Source organism: Fulvimarina fulva (genome assembly GCF_039652615.1).
GTDB lineage: Bacteria > Pseudomonadota > Alphaproteobacteria > Rhizobiales > Rhizobiaceae > Fulvimarina.
Genome location: NZ_JBDJAC010000018.1, coordinates 32,059 through 50,813 on the forward strand (window position 1 = coordinate 32,059; position 18,755 = coordinate 50,813).

Consider the following 18,755-nt stretch of genomic DNA (forward strand, 5'->3'; position numbering starts at 1 on the left):
CAGAGCCCCTTCGTCGCCCGAATGCCAATCAAATCTTGGAATGGATCGATCGCGCTTCCGAATGGCTCGGCTCGCGGGGTCCGCTACGATGATCGTCGCCGCGACGGGAACGATCCATTCGTCGAACGGTCAGGTTTTCGCATGCGCGAAAGAGCCTATTTCTCGCTCTGTCGAGCAAGGCATCCCCGAAAGGTGCCGCACCCAATAAGACATTGACGGGACTGGACCGTATGAGCGCGCCAAGCGAAACCGCGACGAACAGGTCGGCCGACGAACCGCGCGGCATCGGCACGCTGCTGACGACGCTTTTTGCCTTCGCCTGCGGGGCGCTGGCGGCGAACCTCTACTATGCCCAGCCGCTGGTTGCGCTGATCGGGGCCGATACCGGACTACCCGTCGCCCTCGAAAGCTTCATCGTGACCGCCTCTCAGGCCGGCTATGCGATCGGGCTCATCCTTCTGGTGCCGCTCGGCGATATTCTCGAAAACCGCAAGCTGATCATGGCCACCATGGGGCTCAATCTCGTGAGTCTGGCGGGTCTCGCCCTTTTGCCGGGTCTTGCGGCGCTTTTTGCGATGACGCTTCTCGTCGGCCTCACCTCGGTCGCGGCGCAGATGATCGTGCCGCTGGCGGCCAATCTCGCGCCCGCCAGCCAGCGCGGCGCTGTCGTCGGCAATGTCATGACAGGCCTTCTCGGCGGCATTCTTCTCGCGCGACCTATCGCGAGCTTCCTTGCCGAATATGTGGGCTGGCGCGGTGTCTTCGGCCTTTCCGGCGTTGCCGTCGCAATCGTTCTCGCCATCGGCGTCTTCGTCATCCCCCATCGCCAGCCGCCGGCCGGCAAGGGCTATGGCGAGCTCATCGGGTCTCTCGGCCGGCTCTTCGTGAAGGAGCCGGTGCTGAGGCGGCGCGGTCTCTACCATGCCGCGATGTTCGCGTCGTTCTCGGTGTTCTGGACCGCAGCGCCCATCATCCTCTTTCGCGCGCCGTTCAATTTCTCGTCCACGGAGGTCGCGCTCTTCACGCTTGCCGGGGTGTTCGGTGTCTTCGCAGCGCCCGTCGCGGGCCGTCTTGCCGATCGCGGCCATGTGCGCACCGGCACGACCATCGCGATCTCGCTGGCGATCATCGCCTTCGTCCTCGCCTGGTTCGGCGAGACGACGTTCTGGCCGCTGCTTCTTGCCGGCATCGTCATCGATCTTGGCGTGCAGGCCAATCTCGTTCTCGGCCAGCGGGAAATCTACGAGCTGGACGAGAGCATCCGCAACCGGCTGAACGCGGTCTATATGACGACGTTCTTCCTTGGCGGCGCGCTCGGCTCCGCCCTTGCGAGCCCGATCCTCGAAAGCTTCGGCTGGACGGCGGTCTGCCTGGTCGGCGGTGGCATGCCGGCGGCAGCACTTGCCTATTTCGCGCTGGTGGAGGGGCGGGCGACTTCGAGAGAAGGCTGAAGTCCCTCCCATTTGTCGAGGAAGGCTTCCAGCGGAAGCTCGGCCATGTCCGGCACGGCCTCGAACAGCGTTTCGACCGGCCAGTCCCACCACTGGAGAGCTTCAAGCCGGGCGATGATCTTATCGGAAAAACGCTTGCGAAGCGGTTTTGCCGGCACACCGGCGACGACCGTATATGGAGCGACATTCCGCGTCACGACCGCGTTCGCGCCGATCACGGCGCCATCGCCGACCGTGACGCCGGGCATGATGACGACGTTCTGGCCGATCCAGACATCGTGACCGATCGTCACGCGCTTTGCACGGCGTTCTTCCAGAAACGCCTGATCCACCGGGCGCCAGCGGAAATACTCGTTCGGCCGATAGGCGATCTTGTGGGTCGTCACCCGGTCCATTGGATGATGAAGGGCGTTGATCCGTACATTCGGCGCGATGGAGCAGAACTTGCCGATGGTGGCATAGGACGCTTCGGCGCCCGTTTCGAAATAGGAAAACGCGCCCACGGCGACCTCCCGAAGCGTCACGCGCGGCCCGATATCGGCATAGTCGCCGATCTCGCAGCTTTTTATCGTCGCGCTTTGATGGGTTTTCGGGGCCGGGTCACGAAACCGAAGCGCCAGATGTGAAGGGTGCTGCTCTGGATCATAGGCGGGCATGGTGCTAACCGAAGGGCTTGAGATGCGGCCGCGAAAGCGATGGGCCGCAGGGTTTGCGATCCGGGAGAGGGATGACCAATTCTGCTGGAAATGGCGAGGCTGGCAGGCTCTCACCGTGGATCGTGCGGATGGGTCTTGCGCTCATGGTCGCGTTCGTGGCGGTCGTTTCGTTCGGCGGCGTTGCCGGATGGCTCACCTATGGCGAAGCGATCTTTCTGAACGCGGTCGCCGAAGGCTGGGCGCTCTGCTTCTAGTCCTTTCGCCGCGCGATCGCGACTGGTCTGGACAAGGGATATCATGAAGACATTTCGAATTGCGCTCTGGGTCGCGGCTGCCTTGCTTGCCGGAGCGACGCTCGCCGTCTTCTGGACGATGCACGACACGAACCGGACCATGATCACGAACGAGCCCTATGGCTCGCCTTTCCAGCTGGTCGATCAGAACGGTGATCCGGTCACCGAACAGGCCCTGCGCGGCCGTCCTTCCGCCGTCTTCTTCGGCTTCACCCATTGCCCCGAAGTCTGCCCGACGACCCTATACGAACTCTCCGGGTTCCAGAAGGAGATCGCGTCGGAGGGCGGCAAGCCGTTCCAGATCGTCTTCGTAACGGTCGATCCCGAGCGCGACCGGCCGGAGACGCTGAAGAACTACGTCGAATCCCTGAGCGACGACGTTCTGGCGATCACCGGCGAGCCTCAGAAGATTGCGCAAATGCTCAAGGGGTGGGGCGTGATCGCGGAAAAGGACGGTGATGGCGCGAACTACAACATGAACCACACCGCGACGACCTTCCTCATCGATGCGGATGGGCGGCTTGCGGGCACGATCGGCTATGGCGAGGATGCCGACATGGCGCGCGGCAAACTCGAAAAGCTGTCCGGCGTCTGATTTCCGCTTCCCGCAAGGCCCTGCATGGTGGGAGGCGCTCACCTCCCATGCTTGCGGCCACATGAAGCGCTCGGACATCGCCCGGGCGGCTGGCGCCCCCTGTCAACCCGATGGTTTCAAGGCTCCGCAGGCCTCAGCGTCTCTCGTGCTGCAGTTGCGTTGTCATGGCTGATCGTGCAGGGATTCGAGACGTCGCGGTGACGCGTGGTCTTTCCTGTGCCGCGCCATGAACTATTCTAAAAGCCTTGTTTACTTCCGGATCGGACCTGAATGAGCGATCTCGCTTTCCAACTCGCGCTGATCGGCTTTGCCGGTATTGCTGCTCAATGGGTCGCCTGGAAGCTTCAGCTTCCGGCGATCGTTCTTTTGCTGGCAGTCGGGCTCGTCTTCGGCCCGTTCACCGGGCTCATCAATCCGGCCCAAGATTTCGGCGATCTCTATACGCCGCTCGTCTCGACGGCCGTCGCGATCATCCTCTTCGAAGGCGGGCTGACGCTCAACTTTCGCGAGATCAAGGAGACGTCCAAGGCGGTCCGCCGCATCGTCATGTTCTCAGGTCCCCTGGTCTGGTTCATGACGGCGCTCGCCGCCCACTATGTCGGGGCGCTGTCCTGGCCGACATCGGTGGTTCTCGGCGCGCTTCTGGTCGTCACCGGGCCGACGGTCATCATGCCCCTCTTGCGCAATGCCAAGCTGAAGGCACGGCCCGCCTCGATCCTCAGATGGGAAGCGATCGTCAACGATCCGGTCGGCGCGCTCTTCGCGGTCATCGCCTTCGAAGCCTATCTCGTGCTTCACGGCAGCCATCAGGCGGAAAGCCTCGCCTTCGCGATCGTCATGGCGCTCGTCCTTGCGATCGGTGGCGGCATCGCCGCGGGCAAGGCGCTTGGCTGGCTTTTCACCCGTGGCCATTCGCCGGAATACCTCAAGGCGCCGATCCTGTTTGCGGCCGTCGTCGCCATGAACGCGCTCACCAACATGGTGCTGGAAGAGGCCGGTCTTCTCACCGTCACGGTCATGGGCATCACCATGGCGAACGCCAAGATCTCCTCACTCAACGAGTTGCGGCGCTTCAAGGAGACGATCACCATCCTCCTCGTTTCGGGCCTCTTCATCGCGCTCACCGCATCGCTCCAGATGGAGACCCTTTACAGCCTGCAGTGGGAGGCGCTCGCCTTCATCGTCGTCGTCCTCGCCTGCGTCCGTCCGATCGCGATCGGTCTTGCGACCATGGGTACGGGGCTCGACTGGAAGGAACGGGTTCTCGTCAGCTGGATCGCGCCGCGCGGTATCGTCGCCGTGGCCGTCGCCGGCCTGTTCGGTGCGACGCTGACCGATATGGGCGTTGCAGACGGACAGGCGATGATCGCCTACACCTTCGCGGTCGTCGCCGTCACGATCTTCCTGCACGGCTTCACGCTGGGGCCGCTCTCGCGGCTTCTGGGTCTGAAGGCGGCCATGCGCCCCGGCATCCTTCTCGTCGGCGCCTCGCCCTTCACCATCGCGCTCGCCCAGCGGTTGAAGACCGACGAAGTGCCGACATTGATCGCCGACTCCAACTGGTCGCACATCTCCGAAGCCCGCTATGCCGAGATCGAGACCTGGTACGGCGAGATCCTGTCCGAGGCCGCTCACCACAACCTCAATCTGGCGCGCTTCGACCATATGATCGCGGCGACCGACAACGACGCCTACAATGCCCTGATCACCACCGATTTCGCGCCGGAAATCGGCCGCTCGGCAGTCTTCCAGATCGGCCGCAACGGCAATTCCGAGCGCCGTTCCATGAACTTCACCATCGGCGGCCTGCCGTTGTTCCAGCCCGGCAAGACCTATAACGAACTGGTCGAGATGGTGGACAATGGCTGGGTGTTTCAGTCCACTCGCCTGACCGAGGAATTCGACTATGACGACTTCCACGAAGAGCGGCCGCCGGAGACGCAGGTCATTCTCTGGATCAAGCCATCGGGCGCCATCATCTTCGCGACCGTCGAAGGGGCCGGCGATCCGGTGACAGGCGACCGCCTGATCTCCTTCACGCCGCCGCGGCAGGATCGCAACCGCGAGAAGATCGAGAAGGCGACGGAGCCGCACGAGAAGGAGCGGCGCGAGGAACGCGCCCGCCAGACCTCCGAAATCATGACGAACAAGGCCTGAAACCCGTGCAGATCCGCTATTTTGCGCAAGGTCCGAAGATCGAGGCCGAGCACTGGTACGCAGCGCTCGAGACTGCTTTCGAGGACGAGGGTGCCCCGCTTGGGCTCACCGAAATCGACGAGGCCAAAGCCATCTTCGAGGCGGCCGCCTATCTCGATGTGGAAGAGGGCGAGGACCGTGCGCAGGAATTCGCCGAGGTCCTCGGCATCGCCTTGGATCGGGTCGGGCGCGAGGAGCTTCCCGAGAAGGACTGGATGGCCGAGGTGCTGGCCGGGCTGAAACCGGTGCGCGCGGGGCGTTTCCTGGTCCATGGCCGCCACGACCGGGACAAGGTGAAACCCAACGACATCGCCATCGAGATCGAGGCGGGCATGGCCTTCGGCACCGGCCATCACGGCACGACGGCGGGATGCCTGACGCTGATCGGCGAAGAAATCCGGCGCAAGCGCCCGAAGTCCGTGCTCGATCTCGGCACGGGCAGTGCGGTTCTTGCGATCGGCGCGGCAAAGCTCGGACGCCTGCCGGTTCTCGCGACGGATATCGATCCCGTGGCCGTCGATGTCGCCCGTGAGAACGTGAAGGCGAACGGCGTCTCAAACAGTGTGACGACGGTGGTCTCGACAGGCTTCCGCTCACCCGTGGTCGCCGAATGGCACCCCTTCGACCTGATCGTCGCCAACGTGCTCGCCGGCCCGTTGAAGGCGATGGCGCCGGATTTTAGGCGGCATCTCGCCCCCGGCGGGCGGATCATCCTGTCGGGCATCCTCACCCACCAGCGCCGTTCGGTGCTCGCTGCCTTTTCCAATCAGGGCCTCTACCACCGCCGCACCTTGACCATGGGTGAATGGGTGACCCTGCTTCTGGCGCGGTAAGACCGGGCTGAGCGCGGTTGGTTGCGAGGTTTCGGTTTTCCTTGATGTGAGCGCATACCGCTCCTGGCACGGGTAACCGGATGATCGGGCGATAATTCTCATCTCTCTTTTGGTTGTGGATATGCACTCTATAGTGCATGAAGAAACAGGGTGCGCAGTTTGCGCGCGCCGTCAGCCGAAGACGAGATTCAGAGATGCCGCCAGCCCATCGCAAGGGAGACATCGGCTCCGGTCACGGATGTCACTTCCCGCCCACGCCTGCCATCGGTGGGAGCCCGAATGTTTTCGTCAACGGTCGGCCGCTGATGCGCGTTGGAGATGCCTATGTGCCCCACGCCTGCGTCGTCGGCCATTCCGGCCCGCATGGACGGGCACTTTCGGAGGGTTCGGCAACGGTCTATCCGTTCAGGACTTCGAGAAAGACGAGGACGACCACACTCAGGCACGGCCCTTTCGGCCAACGTTTTATCGGTCCGTTTCTCGCCGCTTGGTGGAGGGTGGCCACCCTCCACCAAGCGGAACCATCATCGCCGTTCACGTCGAAAAGATCATCAGACAAGCCGTTTGGCGGGCGTAGATTGACGCAACGGGGCAATTCACTCGTCCGGCGGTATGACATGGGTGTGCTGCAGGGTCGCGGATCAGATCTTGCGCGGAAGCTGGCTGACGAGACCGTAGCTGAGGGCGGCAAGGCAAAAGCCGACAAGGGATGCGGAGTTCACGTCGACGAAGGTGAAGGCGATCGCCGCGATAAGCCCGAGGCTCATCGAGATCGGTGCGGCGAAGCGGCCCGGCGCGCTGAGGAAGAGCGCGCCAAGCGCCGCCGGAAGGAAGACCGCGAGGCTGTTGAAGGCGGCGACGACGGTCGACAGGAGATCGCCGAAGAGGATCGCGGCAACCGTCGCAAGGCCGGTCAGGACGAGGATCATGATCCGCATCGCGCCAATGGCGGCATCGCGATTGCCGCCGACCACGAGCGCCATGATGAACGTGTCGATGGAGGACATGATGCAGGCGACGAACATCACCGTCGCGATCCAGGGCATCGCCTCGGGGGCAAGCCGCGCATAGGTCTCGAAGACCTCCGCTCCTGGAGGCGAGGCATAGCCGGCATAGGCCATGCCCCAGAAGAGCAGGCCACAGACCAGCGCGGCGGCGAGATAACTCACCTGCGCAACGCCGTCCGAGCGGGCGAGCGTGATGCGTTGCCAGTTGTCGACGGCAAGGACCGCACTCCAGGGAATGAACAGCCAGACCCCGGCGAGCAGCGCGGGGCGATATTCGCCGAAGGTGAAGAAGGGACGATCCGGCGCGTCCAGGCCGGATAGTCCCGCCATGCAGACCACCATGGCGACAAGGATGACGCCGGCCTGCACGATGTCGGTCTCGACCGCCGCGCGATAGCCGCCGACGAGGAGATAGACCGCGATCAGGAGCCCCGAGGCGGTGACGGCAAGGGCGGTTTCGACGCCGAGATAGGGCGCTGTCAGAAGCCCGAGGGCGGCAAGCTGGATCGCTGATCTGAGGACGAAGACGAAAGCAAAGCAGGCAAACACGATCCGGCGCCCGATGCGCCCCTCGGTCATCGCGACGAGATCGATCAGCCCGACGGTGCCGCGTTCGCCCGCCACCTTGCGGATGGTGCCGGCGAGGGCGGCGCAGAGGACAAGCCCCAGCGAATAGGCAAGTGCGATCGAAAAGCCGAGCACGGGGCTTTGCCCTGTGAAGAGAAACAGCGCGACGAAACTGCCGATGCCGATATTGCCGCTCACGGCGCCGGCAAAGGTCGCGAGCGGTCCGTTGCGCCCGGCGTTGAGGGCGAATTCCGCCGCCCGGTTCCCCGGTTTCGAGGGCCGGGTGATCGCAGCCAGCAACAGGGGAAGGAGCAGCAGGGCGACAACGGCAAAACTGGACGAAAGATCAGCCGGCACGATTTAAGTCCAATACATATCAGGCGATCAGCCCCATGGGCCCGCGCAGCAGGCGGGCGGCGAGCTCCGTCTGGCCATGGACCTCGGTCTTCTCGAAAATCCGTCTGAGGTGCGTGCGCATCGTGTTGATGGTGATGCCGAGTTCTTCGGCGATCAGGTCCGGCGACTTGCCGCTGACGACACCGACGGCCACCTCCGCCTCCTTGGCCGTCAGGCCATAGGCGAATTGCAGCAGTTCCAGCTGCAGCGCGGCATTGGTGTCGGTCGGGCGGTCGATGTCGCGCAGGATGACGACGCCGGTCGGCCCGCCCCGCTTCAGTGCCGATTGCGCGAGCGCGCGGGGACGGAAGTGAAAGCCGATCGCCTGCGTGCCGAGATAGAGAAAGCCTTCCCCGTGAGCACGGGAGAGCTGCTGCCGGTTCTCCTCGCGCACGATGGCCTGCAACCGACGCGACAGATCGGGAAGATCCGAAGAACCCCCATGGGCCGGCTCGTCGATCAGGCGGGCCAGTGTCTGGGTAAAGGGGGTGTTGGCGTAGGAGATCGTGAAGTCGGCGGCGACGACCGCAGTGCCGATCCCCAGCCGGTCGATGACGTTTTCGAGGATCGCGCCGAGCGCTGCCGACTGGAGCAATTGCCGGCTGAGGCGGTAGGACCGGTCGAGATGGGGGATCAGCGCGAGAAGCAGCGCTTCCAGATGCTTGTCGGAAAAATCGCCATCGGCGGAGAGCGCGAAGGTGAGGCGGTAAAGGACTTCCGTCCAGCGATCCTCGTCCTCGATCGCGTGATAGCAGATCTCGACCAGTTCGTCGGCGCTCAGCTCCCGGTCCGGCTCGTCGAAGCCGTAGCGCTGGAGAACGCCCGTCGTGACCGCGCGCATGTCGACTTCGGTGCCGATTTCACCAGAGGATGCGCCGATCGCCCTGCCGGCGCTCCAGGCGTTAATCAGCGTCGACAGTCCGAAGCGCTTTTCCTCGATGAAGAGCCCGGCGCGACCCTCGCGCACGCAATGGGCGTCGACAGTGGCAAAGCCGATCGTTTCGAGATGCGCCCGCATCGGCCCGACGAAACGGCCGTTCGCGGTCATCGGATCGTCGCCGCCGTAAAGGATCAGCATGCGGGTTCCCGGTTTCACCGTTTTGCCCGCCGGCCAGCGCCAGGCGCTTTCTACGCCGCGAAAGAGATCATGGAAATAGCCGGTGGTGGGCACGAACCAAGCGAGCGGATCGGCGATCAGGGCATCGGTGACGGCGCTATCGGAGGAGACCACGTCGATCAGCCGGTCGCGGCCTTCCAGATGCGCGCCGAGAAACGAATAGAGCTGGTGATGGGTCAACTCGTCGGGCTTGTCGGCCGCATGCAGAAAAGACCGCGCCCTCGTGAAGCCGCGTCCGAGCTTCATCAGCGCGGGCTGGTTCGTGGGCGGCGTGACGAAGACGATGTTGCGCGCAAGATCCGGCCAGTCCTTCAGAACCTCCAGAACGAGGAGGGCGCCGATATTGGGGGCAACGACGAGCCGCTCCTCCCATGGCACGGTCTTGAACGTCTCTTGCAGGGCGAGGGCAAGATCGCCGACCAGCCGCTCCCAGCCCTTGCCGATTTCCATATGTCCGAGCGGTGCCGTGCGGCCCGCCGAATGGCCGTGTCCGCGCAAGTCGGTGCCGTGTGTGGTCCAGCCATGTGCGGCAAGACCCGCCATGGAGGCGCTGAGATTGCTGGTATGCTGGGCGATGCTGTGAGTGACGAAGGCGGTCCCGCGCTGATTTTTGACGGCTGGGACCATGAAGCGCGTCAGGGTCACTCCGTCCGCCGTCACGAGATACCCCGTCTGCATCCCCGATCCTATTCCACCTTGTCCCGCACGTCCCTTCAGTACGGTCAGAGACGGCAACGCTGAACCGACTCACAACAAGTAGCATAAGAACACTGAACAGAAACGATTATTCCCTTTGGGAAGTGAAGCGTTTGCGTGGATCTGTCGCAACTTTTTACGTTTGGCGCGGCGGTCGCTTTCGCCTCATGGTCTTGAGGTTCGACAAATTCTCTGAAGCCAGACGATCTGCTGGCCGGCGCTGACGAGACGATGGCGGATCTCGGCGTAGTGATCGGCCTTTGATGATAGAGCTGGCCGTATCCGTATCGAGCATGTGCAGCATCGATCAGCCTTCATCGCCGAAGATGTCCCGCTCCACCGGCAGGCGGTTCATCGGCCGATCCGCCATGAAGGCGTCCAGAACCTCGATCGTCTCCATCAACTCGAAGAAGTCCGACCAGGCGCGGGTCCCCGGCCGTGTCGAGAGGACGACATCGCCGGTCGTCTCGTCGCGGCGGATATAGACCTCATCGCCGTCGAACCGGAATTCGGCTGGAAGCCGCACGGCCTGGCGGGCGCCGTTCGTGAAGAGCTTTGCGCGGCGGGTTGCACTTATCGGACGCCTCCTTGAACGGGAGGGTATAGACTCAAGATCGACACACACCCGAAGCGCGCTCGCAAGCGCTGGCCACAGACCGATGGATGCTTGCGAGATCGGGGGACGAGGAGAGGTGATTGGCCGCTGGGGATGCCGCCCCTCGACACCTCTTCGGGTGATGTTACGACTTTGGCGGACGTCACCCGTTTGAAGGAGGCGGCCTAGGGTGGAGCGGGTTACGCTTCTGACGACGTTCAGGAGTTTGCCGCCATGATCCCCAAAGCCTCAACCGCGCCGCAGCGCTTCACGCCGCTTCGCGCGCTGTTCGCCGTCACGTCTCTCGCGGTCGTCTTGAGCCAGGGGCCGGCGGCTGGGCAGGATGGGTTATCGGAGGAGGAAAAGGCGCGGCTTGCCGCATCGGACGGCGGCGCGGCGGAGCCGGCGGAGGCCGCGCCGAAGACGCTGACCTTGCCTTTCCACGATCCGTTCGACGGGGGCGCGCTCGCGGACAGCTGGACCGCCGTCAACGGGAACCCGGATCTCTACGTCGTCGAGGGCGGCGAGGTGTTCGCGCTTCAGACCGGCGGCAAGTCCCATCCCTCGAATGGCGATATCGCCAATATCTTCACCTTGAACGACGCGCTGCCGCTCAGTGATTTCGACATGAGCATGAAAGCGCGTCTCGATGCGAAGACGGGTTATGATGGTGCCTGGCTCGGCCTTCGGAGCGGGCCGGACGATTATCTCGCCGCCACTCTTCTGACCTACACGCAAGGCTGCGGTACGAGCCTTTATCTGAGCGTCGAGAACGGCCGGGTCTTCGAGGAGGGCGGCAAGATGCAGACGAGCAGCTTTACGGATAATCTCTTCGATGGACCGATCCTCGACGGCATCTGCGGCAAGGAGGGGCGTGCGGCAGCTGACAAGGTCCTAGCGCATATTCAGGAAACCGGCTTCACGCTGACGCTTGCGCGACGCGGCATGCGCTATCATGCCGAAGTGGAACTCGACCTGCCGCCGCTCGGCGAAGACAGCGGCGGCGTAAAGCGCTTTTCCACCCATGCGGTCTCGCGGGTGGAGCCGTTCGGAACGCCTTTCTTCATGGTCGGCCAGTCGAGCAAGGCCAAGAACGGCGAAACGACCGTCGAATTCAAAGACATTTCCATCGTCGCGGCGCGCTGAGAGATGAGGATAAGCAAGATGACCGTTTCGAAATCGATCCTCCGGCTTTCCCTCGTAGCGTTCTGCCTCCTCGCCGCGCCGATTTCCGCGACGGCCGAGGATGCCGATCTCGATGACGCAACACGGCTGGTGCGCGTCTTCTTCGCAGATCATACCGATCGCTTCCAGTCCGGCGCGGAACCGCTTCTCAACGATGCTGAGGCGGCAAGCCCCTATCTGGTGGACAGTCTTGCGATCGACGGGCTCCAGGGGCGGCTTCAGTTCGATCCGGTCTATGGCGGACAGGACGCCGACATCGCGAACCTGCAGATCATGCCCGATCCAGAGTTGCCGATGCTGCGCGGGGCCGCGCAGATCCGCGTCTCCTTCACCAATTTCGGCGCGCTGCGTACTTTTATCTACACGCTGGTGAAGGTGCCGGGCGGCGACTGGCAGATCAGCGACATCTATTCGGAGGAGGAGGGATGGTCGCTCGACGGGCTCATGCGCGAGGCGGGCGTGAATTATGCCCAGGTCTCGGGTAAGGAGATCACCCTCCAGGACGGGGCGATGGATACGGTAGAGGCTATCGACAATCCGCCGGATGATGTCGGCATGAACCCCGCCGATCTTCAGGGCAACATGGCCGAGAACCCGAAGGCCGGCGAAGATGCGCCTGAAGACGTGGATTCCCCATCAACCGAGGATGTGGCGCCAGCGGATGAAACCGCCGCTCCGGCTCGGAGCAGCGCCGCAGAAGCAGGAGGTAGCGACCTTCTCTTCGTGCTTGACGGGTCGGGCTCCATGTGGGGCCAGATCGACGGCGTTGCGAAGGTCACTACGGCCAAGCAGGCACTGAAGGGCCTGATCGGCGATCTCGACCGCTCCACGAATGTCGGGCTGATCGCCTATGGCCACAACCGCGAGGGCGATTGCGGGGATATCGACGTCGTCCTGCCCATCGCGCCGGGCGGCGAGGCCGATGTCGGTCCCGCCATCGATGCCATTACGCCTCGCGGCAAGACACCGATCGCCGGCGCGCTTGAGGCCGCGACCGGCGCCTTTTCAGGCGGTGACCGGGCGGCGAACGTTCTTCTGATCTCCGATGGTCTGGAGACCTGCGGCGGCGATCCGTGTGCAGCCGCGGCAGCGCTCGCAGGGCAAGGCATCAGCACCCGCGTTCATGTGGTCGGCTTCGATCTCACCGACGAGGAGGCCAAGGCCCTCCAATGCATCGCCGAACGCGGCAATGGCAACTATTACGCCGCGAACGATGCCGACGAATTCGCCGATGCGATCAACCAGGCCGTCGAGATTGCAAAGGCCGAACCCGCTCCAGCGCCTGCCCCGGAACCCGGGCCTATGCCGGTGCCAGAACCGGTGAGCACGTCCGTCTTCGAAGAGACCTTCGATGGCCCCGAGATCGATCCGGCCTGGTCCATCGTCAACGAGAACGAGGAGCTGAAAGCGCTCGATGGCGAGGGCGCTCTCTTCATAGCGGCCGTCGGCACGAAATCGATCTACGATCGCGAGGAGGCGGTCAATCGGCTGGTGCTGGAAGAGCCCCTGCCCGATGGCGACTTCGACCTCCTCACCGAGGCGCGCTTCGTTCTTCAGACCAGCCGGGAGCACATCTCCGTTTCGGTCTTCGAGGATACGAACAACCAGATCGGAGCCGTCCTGTGGACGGAAGGGACCGGCTGCGGCACGCGGCTGATCTTCTCGATCGTCAATATTTCGGGCGAACCGGGGGCCAAGCCGGAGAAGTCGGCGTTCGAGCAGAACCTCTTCGACGGCCCGATCATCGCGTCCATGTGTAATGCCGAGCAGCGCGCCTATGCCGATACAGTGCTCGCATCTTTGGCCGAAAAGCCTGCCATCATTCGGCTGGAACGTCGCGGTCGCCAGCTGACGGCATCCGTCGAGCTCGAGCTGCCGGCCTCGGCCGAGGAACCGGCCCGGCCCTTCCGCTTCGAAATCGATCCGCTGACTGTTCTGCGGCTCTCCGGCAAGCCAAGTCTCTTTGCCGGCCAGTGGTCGAAGGGCGCGCCGGGCGAAAGCCACTTCTTCATCGATCGGTTCGCCATCGAAAAGAACGGGTCATGAAGCGTGCCATCCGAATGGCAGGGCAACACGCCATTTGGTCTGGAAACCGGTCCGATCTTATACTGCCGGACGAATGAATTGACCCCTTGGTTCAATCCACGCCCGGCAAACGGCTCAAACGCCGCTCGGGCTGCCGACGACCCATGAAACCGATGGTTTCAAAGGTCCGCCGGTATTACATCGGCTCTGGCGTGTTGCACTTCGCACGGGACCTCAGGATGAGCGCCCATCCCGCTCCAGCGCCGTTGCAAAGGAAAAAGCCCGCATCGGGGGTCCGACACGGGCTTTCGTTCGATTGGATTGCGTCTCTGCCTTGCGCTTAGCGCTGCGGGCCGGACGGATCGGTCGGTCCGCTCTTCATCAGCTCGTCCAGGTCATGGCCGTGCATTGCGAGATTGTTGCGGACATAGGCGCGAACCTGGCGTTCGCGTGCTTCGATCATGCGGTCGAGCGCAGTGCGGAAAACGCCCTTGGACGGCGATGCCTTGCGCATGGACAGATCGGTGTAGCTCTTCTTTGCCATGCCAGTATTCCCCTTTGGATAGCGTGTGCTGTCTGTCTCCCTGCCATCCAATATGGACAAACACCGGGGGGTCAGGCAGGCCCCCGGATGCATAGCTCCCTCGCATTTGCTGCAACGCACAACAAATCGCCGTTAAGCGCTGGGTAAGCTTCTTTCGATCTCGCTCCAGGTCGAACGTCGTCCCGCTCGCGCCGGTATAAGCACTGTTTGCCAGATGGCTCGGTATGGGCGAGGCTCGCGCCCGGCCGGCGGACGCGATAAGGAGCGCTCATCGATGGGCCGAGGACGGGGAAGGAAGTGCGGCGATGTTTCAGAGTTTCGACGAGGTCAGCGATGCTTCGAAGAGCGCCGATCGCCTTGCGCGGCTGCGTTCACGGCTGAAGGTCCTCGGTGTCGACGGTTTCGTGGTTCCGCGAGCCGACCGGCATCAGAACGAATATATTCCCGAGCATGATGCGCGCCTCAAATGGCTGACGGGCTTTACCGGATCGGCCGGGACCGCCGTGGTTCTCCGCGATCGTGCCGCCGTCCTTTCCGATGGGCGCTACACAATCCAGCTGCGCGAGCAGATCGATACGGATGCGTTCGAGCCGGTGGCTTCGATGGACACCTCGCTCAACGACTATCTCACGGAGCATGCGAAGGGACTTTCGATCGGGATCGATCCCTGGCTGACGACGATCGCGGGCACGGAGCGCTTGAAGGAGGTGCTCGAAGCCGAAGGGGGAAGGCTCGTCACGCTTGACGAGAACCCGATCGATGCCCTTTGGGAGGATCGGCCCGAGGCCTGCGCCGCCCACGTCGCGCTTCATCCGGTCGAGTTTGCCGGCAAAACGGCCGATGATAAGATCGCCGAGGTCGCGGAAGCCGTGCGCAAGGCGAAATACGATCTGACCGTTCTGACGGACCCGGCCTCGGTTTGCTGGCTGTTCAACATTCGTGGCAGGGATGTGGAGCATACACCGCTCGTTCTGTCCTTCGCGACGGTCGCAAAGGACGGAGGCGCTACGCTCTTCATCGATCCGCGAAAGTTCGATGCGGAAACGCGGTCCGCTCTGGAAGCCGTCGCCACCCTGAAACCCTATGAGGCGTTTGCCGACGAACTGCGCATCATGGCGACCGGGGCCGAGATCGGCCTCGACAAGAGCCTAGCGGTGGCCGCGATCGGCGAGATCGTCTCCGATGCCGGCGGCACGGTTGCCGCGATGGAAGATCCGGTCAAATCCCTGCGGGCGAAAAAGAACGAGGCCGAAATCGCGGGTAGCAGAGCCGCGCACCGGCGCGACGGCGCCGCGATGACCGCGTTTCTTTGCTGGCTCGACCGGCAGGCGCCCGGCACGATCACCGAGATCGAGGCCGCGAGGGCGCTGGAGGAGAGCCGCCGGCGCTTTGGCGAGGCGGATGGGCAGCCGCTTCAGGATATCTCTTTCGACACGATTTCGGGCTCCGGCCCCCACGGCGCCATCGTCCACTACCGCGTCAACACGGGGTCCGACCGGCGCCTTGAGGCCGGGGAACTCTTCCTTCTCGATTCCGGTGGTCAGTACCGTGACGGAACGACGGACATCACGCGCACGATGCCGATTGGCGAGCCGACGGCCGGGATGCGCCGTATGTTCACGCTGGTGCTGAAGGGCATGATCGGCATTTCCCTGGCGCGCTTTCCCAAGGGCTCGCGCGGGGTGGATATCGATTGTCTCGCCCGCATCGCGCTCTGGAAGGCCGGCGTCGATTACGCCCATGGTACGGGCCACGGCGTCGGGGCGTTCCTTGCGGTCCATGAGGGGCCGCAATCCATCTCGCGGCGGGGTATGGTGGCGCTCGAGCCCGGCATGATCGCCTCGAACGAGCCGGGCTATTACAAGGAATGCGAATACGGCATTCGCATCGAAAATCTCGTTCTCGTCACGCCGCCCACCGGGATCGAGGGCGGCGAAACGCCGATGCTCGGCTTCGAGACGCTGACGCTCTGCCCCATCGACCGGCGGCTGATCGATCCCGCTCTTCTGGTTCAGGAGGAGCGCGACTGGCTCGATGCCTATCATGCCCGCGTCGCCGAGGAGATCACGCCGTTCCTCGAGCCGGAGGAGGCAAGTTGGCTTGCCGAAGCGACACGCCCGCTCATATCAGTAAGGAGTTGATCCATTGAGACGAAGCGGTGTCGCCTCGCATCGACACGGCTCAGGGAGAAAAGCGACAGATGGATATCCAACGCGGTGAAGAGCGGTCGATCCACCCCGCTCCCACGGAATATTTTACCGGCGATGTTCAGATCGAGCGGCTTTTCGCGGCGCCCGAACCTGCAAGGGTAAACGGGGCCCGCGTCACCTTCCAGCCGGGCGCGCGCACCGCCTGGCATACCCATCCCCTCGGCCAGACCCTCTACATCATCGAAGGCAAGGGCCGCGTCCAGCGCGATTGCGGCGAGATCGAAGAGGTGGAAGTCGGCGATGTCGTGATGTTCGCGCCCGGTGAAAAGCACTGGCATGGCGCGACGAGCGACAGCGCGATGACCCATATCGCCGTGCAGGAACGGCTGGACGGCAGTCAGGTGGAATGGCTGGAAAAGGTGACCGACGCCGAATACGAGGGCGAGGCCTGAGGGCTTCCGGTCGCTTGATACCATGTCCGGCTCATTAAGCCGGGAATGGTATCGCATCCCGCGCGGCGCAGACACGTTCTTGAAATCCGCGATCGCGAAGCGATCAAACGGATTTCGGTTGAGCGCCCTGTTAAGCCGATGGACGAACGGACGGCTTTACCGGCATTTCCCGCGTGATTATCTGTTCAGGAAAACGCGAAACACATCATCTTGCGAGGCTATCGGATATGAAGCTCAGCTATTTCGCCTGGGTTCGCGAACGCATCGGCGTTGCGGACGAAGAGGTCGCCTTGCCGGCCGGCGTTGCGACGGTCGCCGATCTGCTCGGCTGGCTGAAGGGGCGCGGGGAGAACTACGAATTCGCGCTTCAGGCCCCCGAGATCATTCGCGTCGCGATCGATCAGGAGCATGTCGATCACTCCGAGCCGCTGGCCGGCGCGAAGGAAGTCGCGTTGTTCCCACCGATGACGGGCGGATGAACCATGAGCGCTGACGAGAATACCCGCAACACCATACATCGCGACATGGCCGCGACCATGTATGATCGGAGCGAGGGCTCGAAGACCGTTCGGCCGGAGGGCATCGCATCCCATGACGCGGGCGAGCCGGCTCGGACGACGACGACGGTTGAGCCGAAGGTCACGGTGTCAGCCGAGCGCATCGATATCGCCGCCGAAACCATGGCGCTGTCCGGCGAGGGCGATGCCGGCGCACTGGTGACCTTTTCCGGCTTTTGCCGCGACGAGGAGGGCCGGCTTTCGGCGCTGGAACTCGAACATTATCCGGGCATGGCCGAACAGGAGATTCGCAAGATCGCGGAAGAGGCCGGCCAGCGCTGGCCGCTCATCGCGGTGCGCGCGGCCCATCGCCATGGCAAGATCGCGCCGGGCGAGGAAATCGTCTTCGTCGCCTGTTCGTCGAAACATCGCGGCGCGGCCTTCGAAGCGGCGTCCTTCATCATGGATTTCATGAAGACGAAGGCCCCCTTCTGGAAGCGCGAGCATCTGAAGGACGGCTCGGTGGGCGGCTGGGTGGAATCCAAGGCGACCGACGAGGCGGCCGAGGATCGCTGGCACAAGATCTGAACCCCTTTGGTCCCCGCTCAGGCGGTGGTGATCTCGTCCGCTCTGTAGCCCTGCATATAGAGAAGGGCCGTCAGATCGCCGAAGTCGATGCGGTGTTCGGCGCTTGCGGCAACGGAGGGCTTGGCGTGGAGGGCAACGCCCGCGCCTGCAAGCCGGATCATGCCGAGATCATTGGCCCCGTCTCCGACGGCGACCGCATCGCGCACGTCGACGCCCCGCATCTGAGCGATCTCGATGAGCGCGGTGACTTTCGCATCGGAGCCGAGGATCGGTTCGGCAACCGTGCCCGTGAGTGCCCCATTCTCCATGTGAAGGATGTTGGCGCGGGTCTCGTCGAAGCCGATCTTGTCCGCGATGACCTCGGTAAAGGCGGTGAAACCGCCTGAGACCAGCGCGGCATAGCCGCCGTTTGCCCGCATAGTCGAGACCAGGGCATTTCCGCCGGAGGCGAGCGTGATGCGCTTTTCGATCACCTCTGAAATGACGCTTGTCGGCAGGCCCTTCAAAAGGGCTACCCGCTCGCGAAGGGCGGATTCGAACTCGATCTCCCCGTTCATCGCCCGTGCCGTGATCTTGGAGACCTCTTCCTTCGCGCCGATCTCGGCGGCAAGTTCGTCGATGCATTCCTGATCGATCATGGTGGAATCCATGTCGGCGATCAGGATCGACTTCCTGCGGTTTTCCGACGGCTGAAGGACGATGTCCATGCGCTGGCTCGCAGCAAGACGCCGGGCCGCCTCCCATGCGCCGGGGAGCGGCTCGCGATCGAGGTGAAGGTCGGAAGCGTGGGTCGGGTGCAGCTTGTCTTCGGATGTGACATAGCCGAGAACGTCGCCGATCCTGGCGATCAATTCCTGTTCGAGGCCGGCGGAGCGGGGCGGGGCGATCAGGGTTGCGACGAACATGAAGGGG

The 18,755-nt window shown here is 63.5% G+C and carries 17 protein-coding genes; 11 read left to right on the top strand and 6 right to left on the bottom strand.

What is annotated here, in order from left to right; all coding sequences use genetic code 11:
• The first annotated feature begins 230 nt into the window (after positions 1 to 230).
• On the top strand, positions 231 to 1,451 hold the full coding sequence (locus ABDX79_RS18160; protein WP_346221723.1) for an MFS transporter: 1,221 nt from the start codon (positions 231 to 233) through the stop codon (positions 1,449 to 1,451).
• Here ABDX79_RS18160 and ABDX79_RS18165 read toward each other — a convergent pair.
• Positions 1,406 to 2,107 carry a DapH/DapD/GlmU-related protein gene (locus ABDX79_RS18165; RefSeq protein ID WP_346221724.1) on the bottom strand — a complete coding sequence of 234 codons (702 nt, stop codon included), beginning with the start codon at positions 2,105 to 2,107 and terminating at the stop codon, positions 1,406 to 1,408. The two genes, ABDX79_RS18160 and ABDX79_RS18165, sit on opposite strands and share 46 nt — an antisense overlap.
• 71 nt (positions 2,108 to 2,178) lie before the next feature.
• On the opposite strand from ABDX79_RS18165, the gene ABDX79_RS18170 reads away from it, so the two are divergent.
• The 4 genes from ABDX79_RS18170 (at position 2,179) to ABDX79_RS18185 (ending at position 6,024) form a co-directional block, all read left to right on the top strand.
• A complete protein-coding gene (locus tag ABDX79_RS18170) occupies positions 2,179 to 2,361 on the top strand; it encodes a hypothetical protein (protein ID WP_346221725.1) in 183 nt (60 codons plus the stop codon).
• 43 nt (positions 2,362 to 2,404) lie between these two features.
• Positions 2,405 to 2,995: an SCO family protein gene (locus ABDX79_RS18175; RefSeq protein ID WP_346221726.1), complete on the top strand. Its 591-nt coding sequence runs from the start codon at positions 2,405 to 2,407 to the stop codon at positions 2,993 to 2,995.
• A 270-nt stretch (positions 2,996 to 3,265) separates the two neighbouring features.
• Positions 3,266 to 5,152 carry a cation:proton antiporter gene (locus tag ABDX79_RS18180; RefSeq protein ID WP_346221727.1) on the top strand — a complete coding sequence of 629 codons (1,887 nt, stop codon included), beginning with the start codon at positions 3,266 to 3,268 and terminating at the stop codon, positions 5,150 to 5,152.
• Between the two features lie 5 nt (positions 5,153 to 5,157).
• Complete coding sequence (locus tag ABDX79_RS18185) at positions 5,158 to 6,024, top strand: 50S ribosomal protein L11 methyltransferase (protein WP_346221728.1); 867 nt, start codon at positions 5,158 to 5,160, stop codon at positions 6,022 to 6,024.
• A 641-nt stretch (positions 6,025 to 6,665) separates the two neighbouring features.
• Here ABDX79_RS18185 and ABDX79_RS18190 read toward each other — a convergent pair.
• The 3 genes from ABDX79_RS18190 to ABDX79_RS18200 all read right to left on the bottom strand — a co-directional run bounded on the left by ABDX79_RS18190 (position 6,666) and on the right by ABDX79_RS18200 (position 10,432).
• On the bottom strand, positions 6,666 to 7,955 hold the full coding sequence (locus ABDX79_RS18190; protein ID WP_346221729.1) for a sodium:solute symporter family transporter: 1,290 nt from the start codon (positions 7,953 to 7,955) through the stop codon (positions 6,666 to 6,668).
• 19 nt (positions 7,956 to 7,974) lie between these two features.
• Positions 7,975 to 9,789, bottom strand: a complete 1,815-nt coding sequence (locus tag ABDX79_RS18195; RefSeq protein ID WP_346221730.1) for a serine aminopeptidase domain-containing protein — start codon at positions 9,787 to 9,789, stop codon at positions 7,975 to 7,977.
• Between the two features lie 325 nt (positions 9,790 to 10,114).
• A complete protein-coding gene (locus ABDX79_RS18200; protein WP_463671201.1) occupies positions 10,115 to 10,432 on the bottom strand; it encodes an antitoxin in 318 nt (105 codons plus the stop codon).
• Between the two features lie 204 nt (positions 10,433 to 10,636).
• Here ABDX79_RS18200 and ABDX79_RS18205 point away from each other — a divergent pair, with 204 nt between their 5' ends.
• Positions 10,637 to 11,548, top strand: coding sequence for a hypothetical protein (locus tag ABDX79_RS18205; RefSeq protein WP_346221731.1), 912 nt, complete (start codon positions 10,637 to 10,639; stop codon positions 11,546 to 11,548).
• An 18-nt stretch (positions 11,549 to 11,566) separates the two neighbouring features.
• The gene (locus tag ABDX79_RS18210; RefSeq protein ID WP_346221732.1) at positions 11,567 to 13,633 is read left to right on the top strand and encodes a vWA domain-containing protein; all 2,067 of its coding nucleotides are present in this window, start codon (positions 11,567 to 11,569) and stop codon (positions 13,631 to 13,633) included.
• A gap of 319 nt (positions 13,634 to 13,952) precedes the next feature.
• On the opposite strand, the gene ABDX79_RS18215 is transcribed toward ABDX79_RS18210, so the two are convergent.
• A complete protein-coding gene (locus ABDX79_RS18215) occupies positions 13,953 to 14,156 on the bottom strand; it encodes a hypothetical protein (protein ID WP_346221733.1) in 204 nt (67 codons plus the stop codon).
• A 305-nt stretch (positions 14,157 to 14,461) separates the two neighbouring features.
• Between ABDX79_RS18215 and ABDX79_RS18220 the strand changes: the two genes are divergently transcribed.
• From ABDX79_RS18220 to ABDX79_RS18235, 4 genes are all read left to right on the top strand, one after another.
• Entirely contained in the window at positions 14,462 to 16,297 is a 1,836-nt protein-coding gene (locus ABDX79_RS18220) for an aminopeptidase P family protein (protein ID WP_346221734.1), read from the top strand.
• Positions 16,298 to 16,356: 59 nt separating this feature from the next.
• Positions 16,357 to 16,758: a (R)-mandelonitrile lyase gene (locus ABDX79_RS18225; RefSeq protein WP_346221735.1), complete on the top strand. Its 402-nt coding sequence runs from the start codon at positions 16,357 to 16,359 to the stop codon at positions 16,756 to 16,758.
• A gap of 227 nt (positions 16,759 to 16,985) precedes the next feature.
• Positions 16,986 to 17,237, top strand: coding sequence for a molybdopterin converting factor subunit 1 (gene moaD, locus ABDX79_RS18230; RefSeq protein WP_007068268.1), 252 nt, complete (start codon positions 16,986 to 16,988; stop codon positions 17,235 to 17,237).
• A gap of 165 nt (positions 17,238 to 17,402) precedes the next feature.
• Entirely contained in the window at positions 17,403 to 17,843 is a 441-nt protein-coding gene (locus ABDX79_RS18235) for a molybdenum cofactor biosynthesis protein MoaE (protein WP_463671202.1), read from the top strand.
• Positions 17,844 to 17,860: 17 nt separating this feature from the next.
• Here the strand turns inward: ABDX79_RS18235 and serB are convergent, their stop codons facing one another.
• Positions 17,861 to 18,748 (bottom strand): phosphoserine phosphatase SerB, encoded by an 888-nt coding sequence (serB, locus tag ABDX79_RS18240; protein ID WP_346221737.1) that lies wholly within the window; start codon positions 18,746 to 18,748, stop codon positions 17,861 to 17,863.
• Positions 18,749 to 18,755 lie beyond the last annotated feature (7 nt).

What these genes read in the sequence shown, in the direction of transcription:
- serB (WP_346221737.1), bottom strand. Translation starts at nt 18,748, where the DNA reads ATGTTCGTCGCAACCCTGATCGCCCCGCCCCGCTCCGCCGGCCTCGAA.
- moaD (WP_007068268.1), top strand. Translation starts at nt 16,986, where the DNA reads ATGAAGCTCAGCTATTTCGCCTGGGTTCGCGAACGCATCGGCGTTGCG.
- ABDX79_RS18165 (WP_346221724.1), bottom strand. Translation starts at nt 2,107, where the DNA reads ATGCCCGCCTATGATCCAGAGCAGCACCCTTCACATCTGGCGCTTCGG.
- ABDX79_RS18215 (WP_346221733.1), bottom strand. Translation starts at nt 14,156, where the DNA reads ATGGCAAAGAAGAGCTACACCGATCTGTCCATGCGCAAGGCATCGCCG.
- ABDX79_RS18175 (WP_346221726.1), top strand. Translation starts at nt 2,405, where the DNA reads ATGAAGACATTTCGAATTGCGCTCTGGGTCGCGGCTGCCTTGCTTGCC.
- ABDX79_RS18210 (WP_346221732.1), top strand. Translation starts at nt 11,567, where the DNA reads ATGACCGTTTCGAAATCGATCCTCCGGCTTTCCCTCGTAGCGTTCTGC.
- ABDX79_RS18160 (WP_346221723.1), top strand. Translation starts at nt 231, where the DNA reads ATGAGCGCGCCAAGCGAAACCGCGACGAACAGGTCGGCCGACGAACCG.
- ABDX79_RS18205 (WP_346221731.1), top strand. Translation starts at nt 10,637, where the DNA reads ATGATCCCCAAAGCCTCAACCGCGCCGCAGCGCTTCACGCCGCTTCGC.
- ABDX79_RS18220 (WP_346221734.1), top strand. Translation starts at nt 14,462, where the DNA reads ATGTTTCAGAGTTTCGACGAGGTCAGCGATGCTTCGAAGAGCGCCGAT.
- ABDX79_RS18225 (WP_346221735.1), top strand. Translation starts at nt 16,357, where the DNA reads ATGGATATCCAACGCGGTGAAGAGCGGTCGATCCACCCCGCTCCCACG.
- ABDX79_RS18170 (WP_346221725.1), top strand. Translation starts at nt 2,179, where the DNA reads ATGACCAATTCTGCTGGAAATGGCGAGGCTGGCAGGCTCTCACCGTGG.
- ABDX79_RS18180 (WP_346221727.1), top strand. Translation starts at nt 3,266, where the DNA reads ATGAGCGATCTCGCTTTCCAACTCGCGCTGATCGGCTTTGCCGGTATT.
- ABDX79_RS18195 (WP_346221730.1), bottom strand. Translation starts at nt 9,789, where the DNA reads ATGCAGACGGGGTATCTCGTGACGGCGGACGGAGTGACCCTGACGCGC.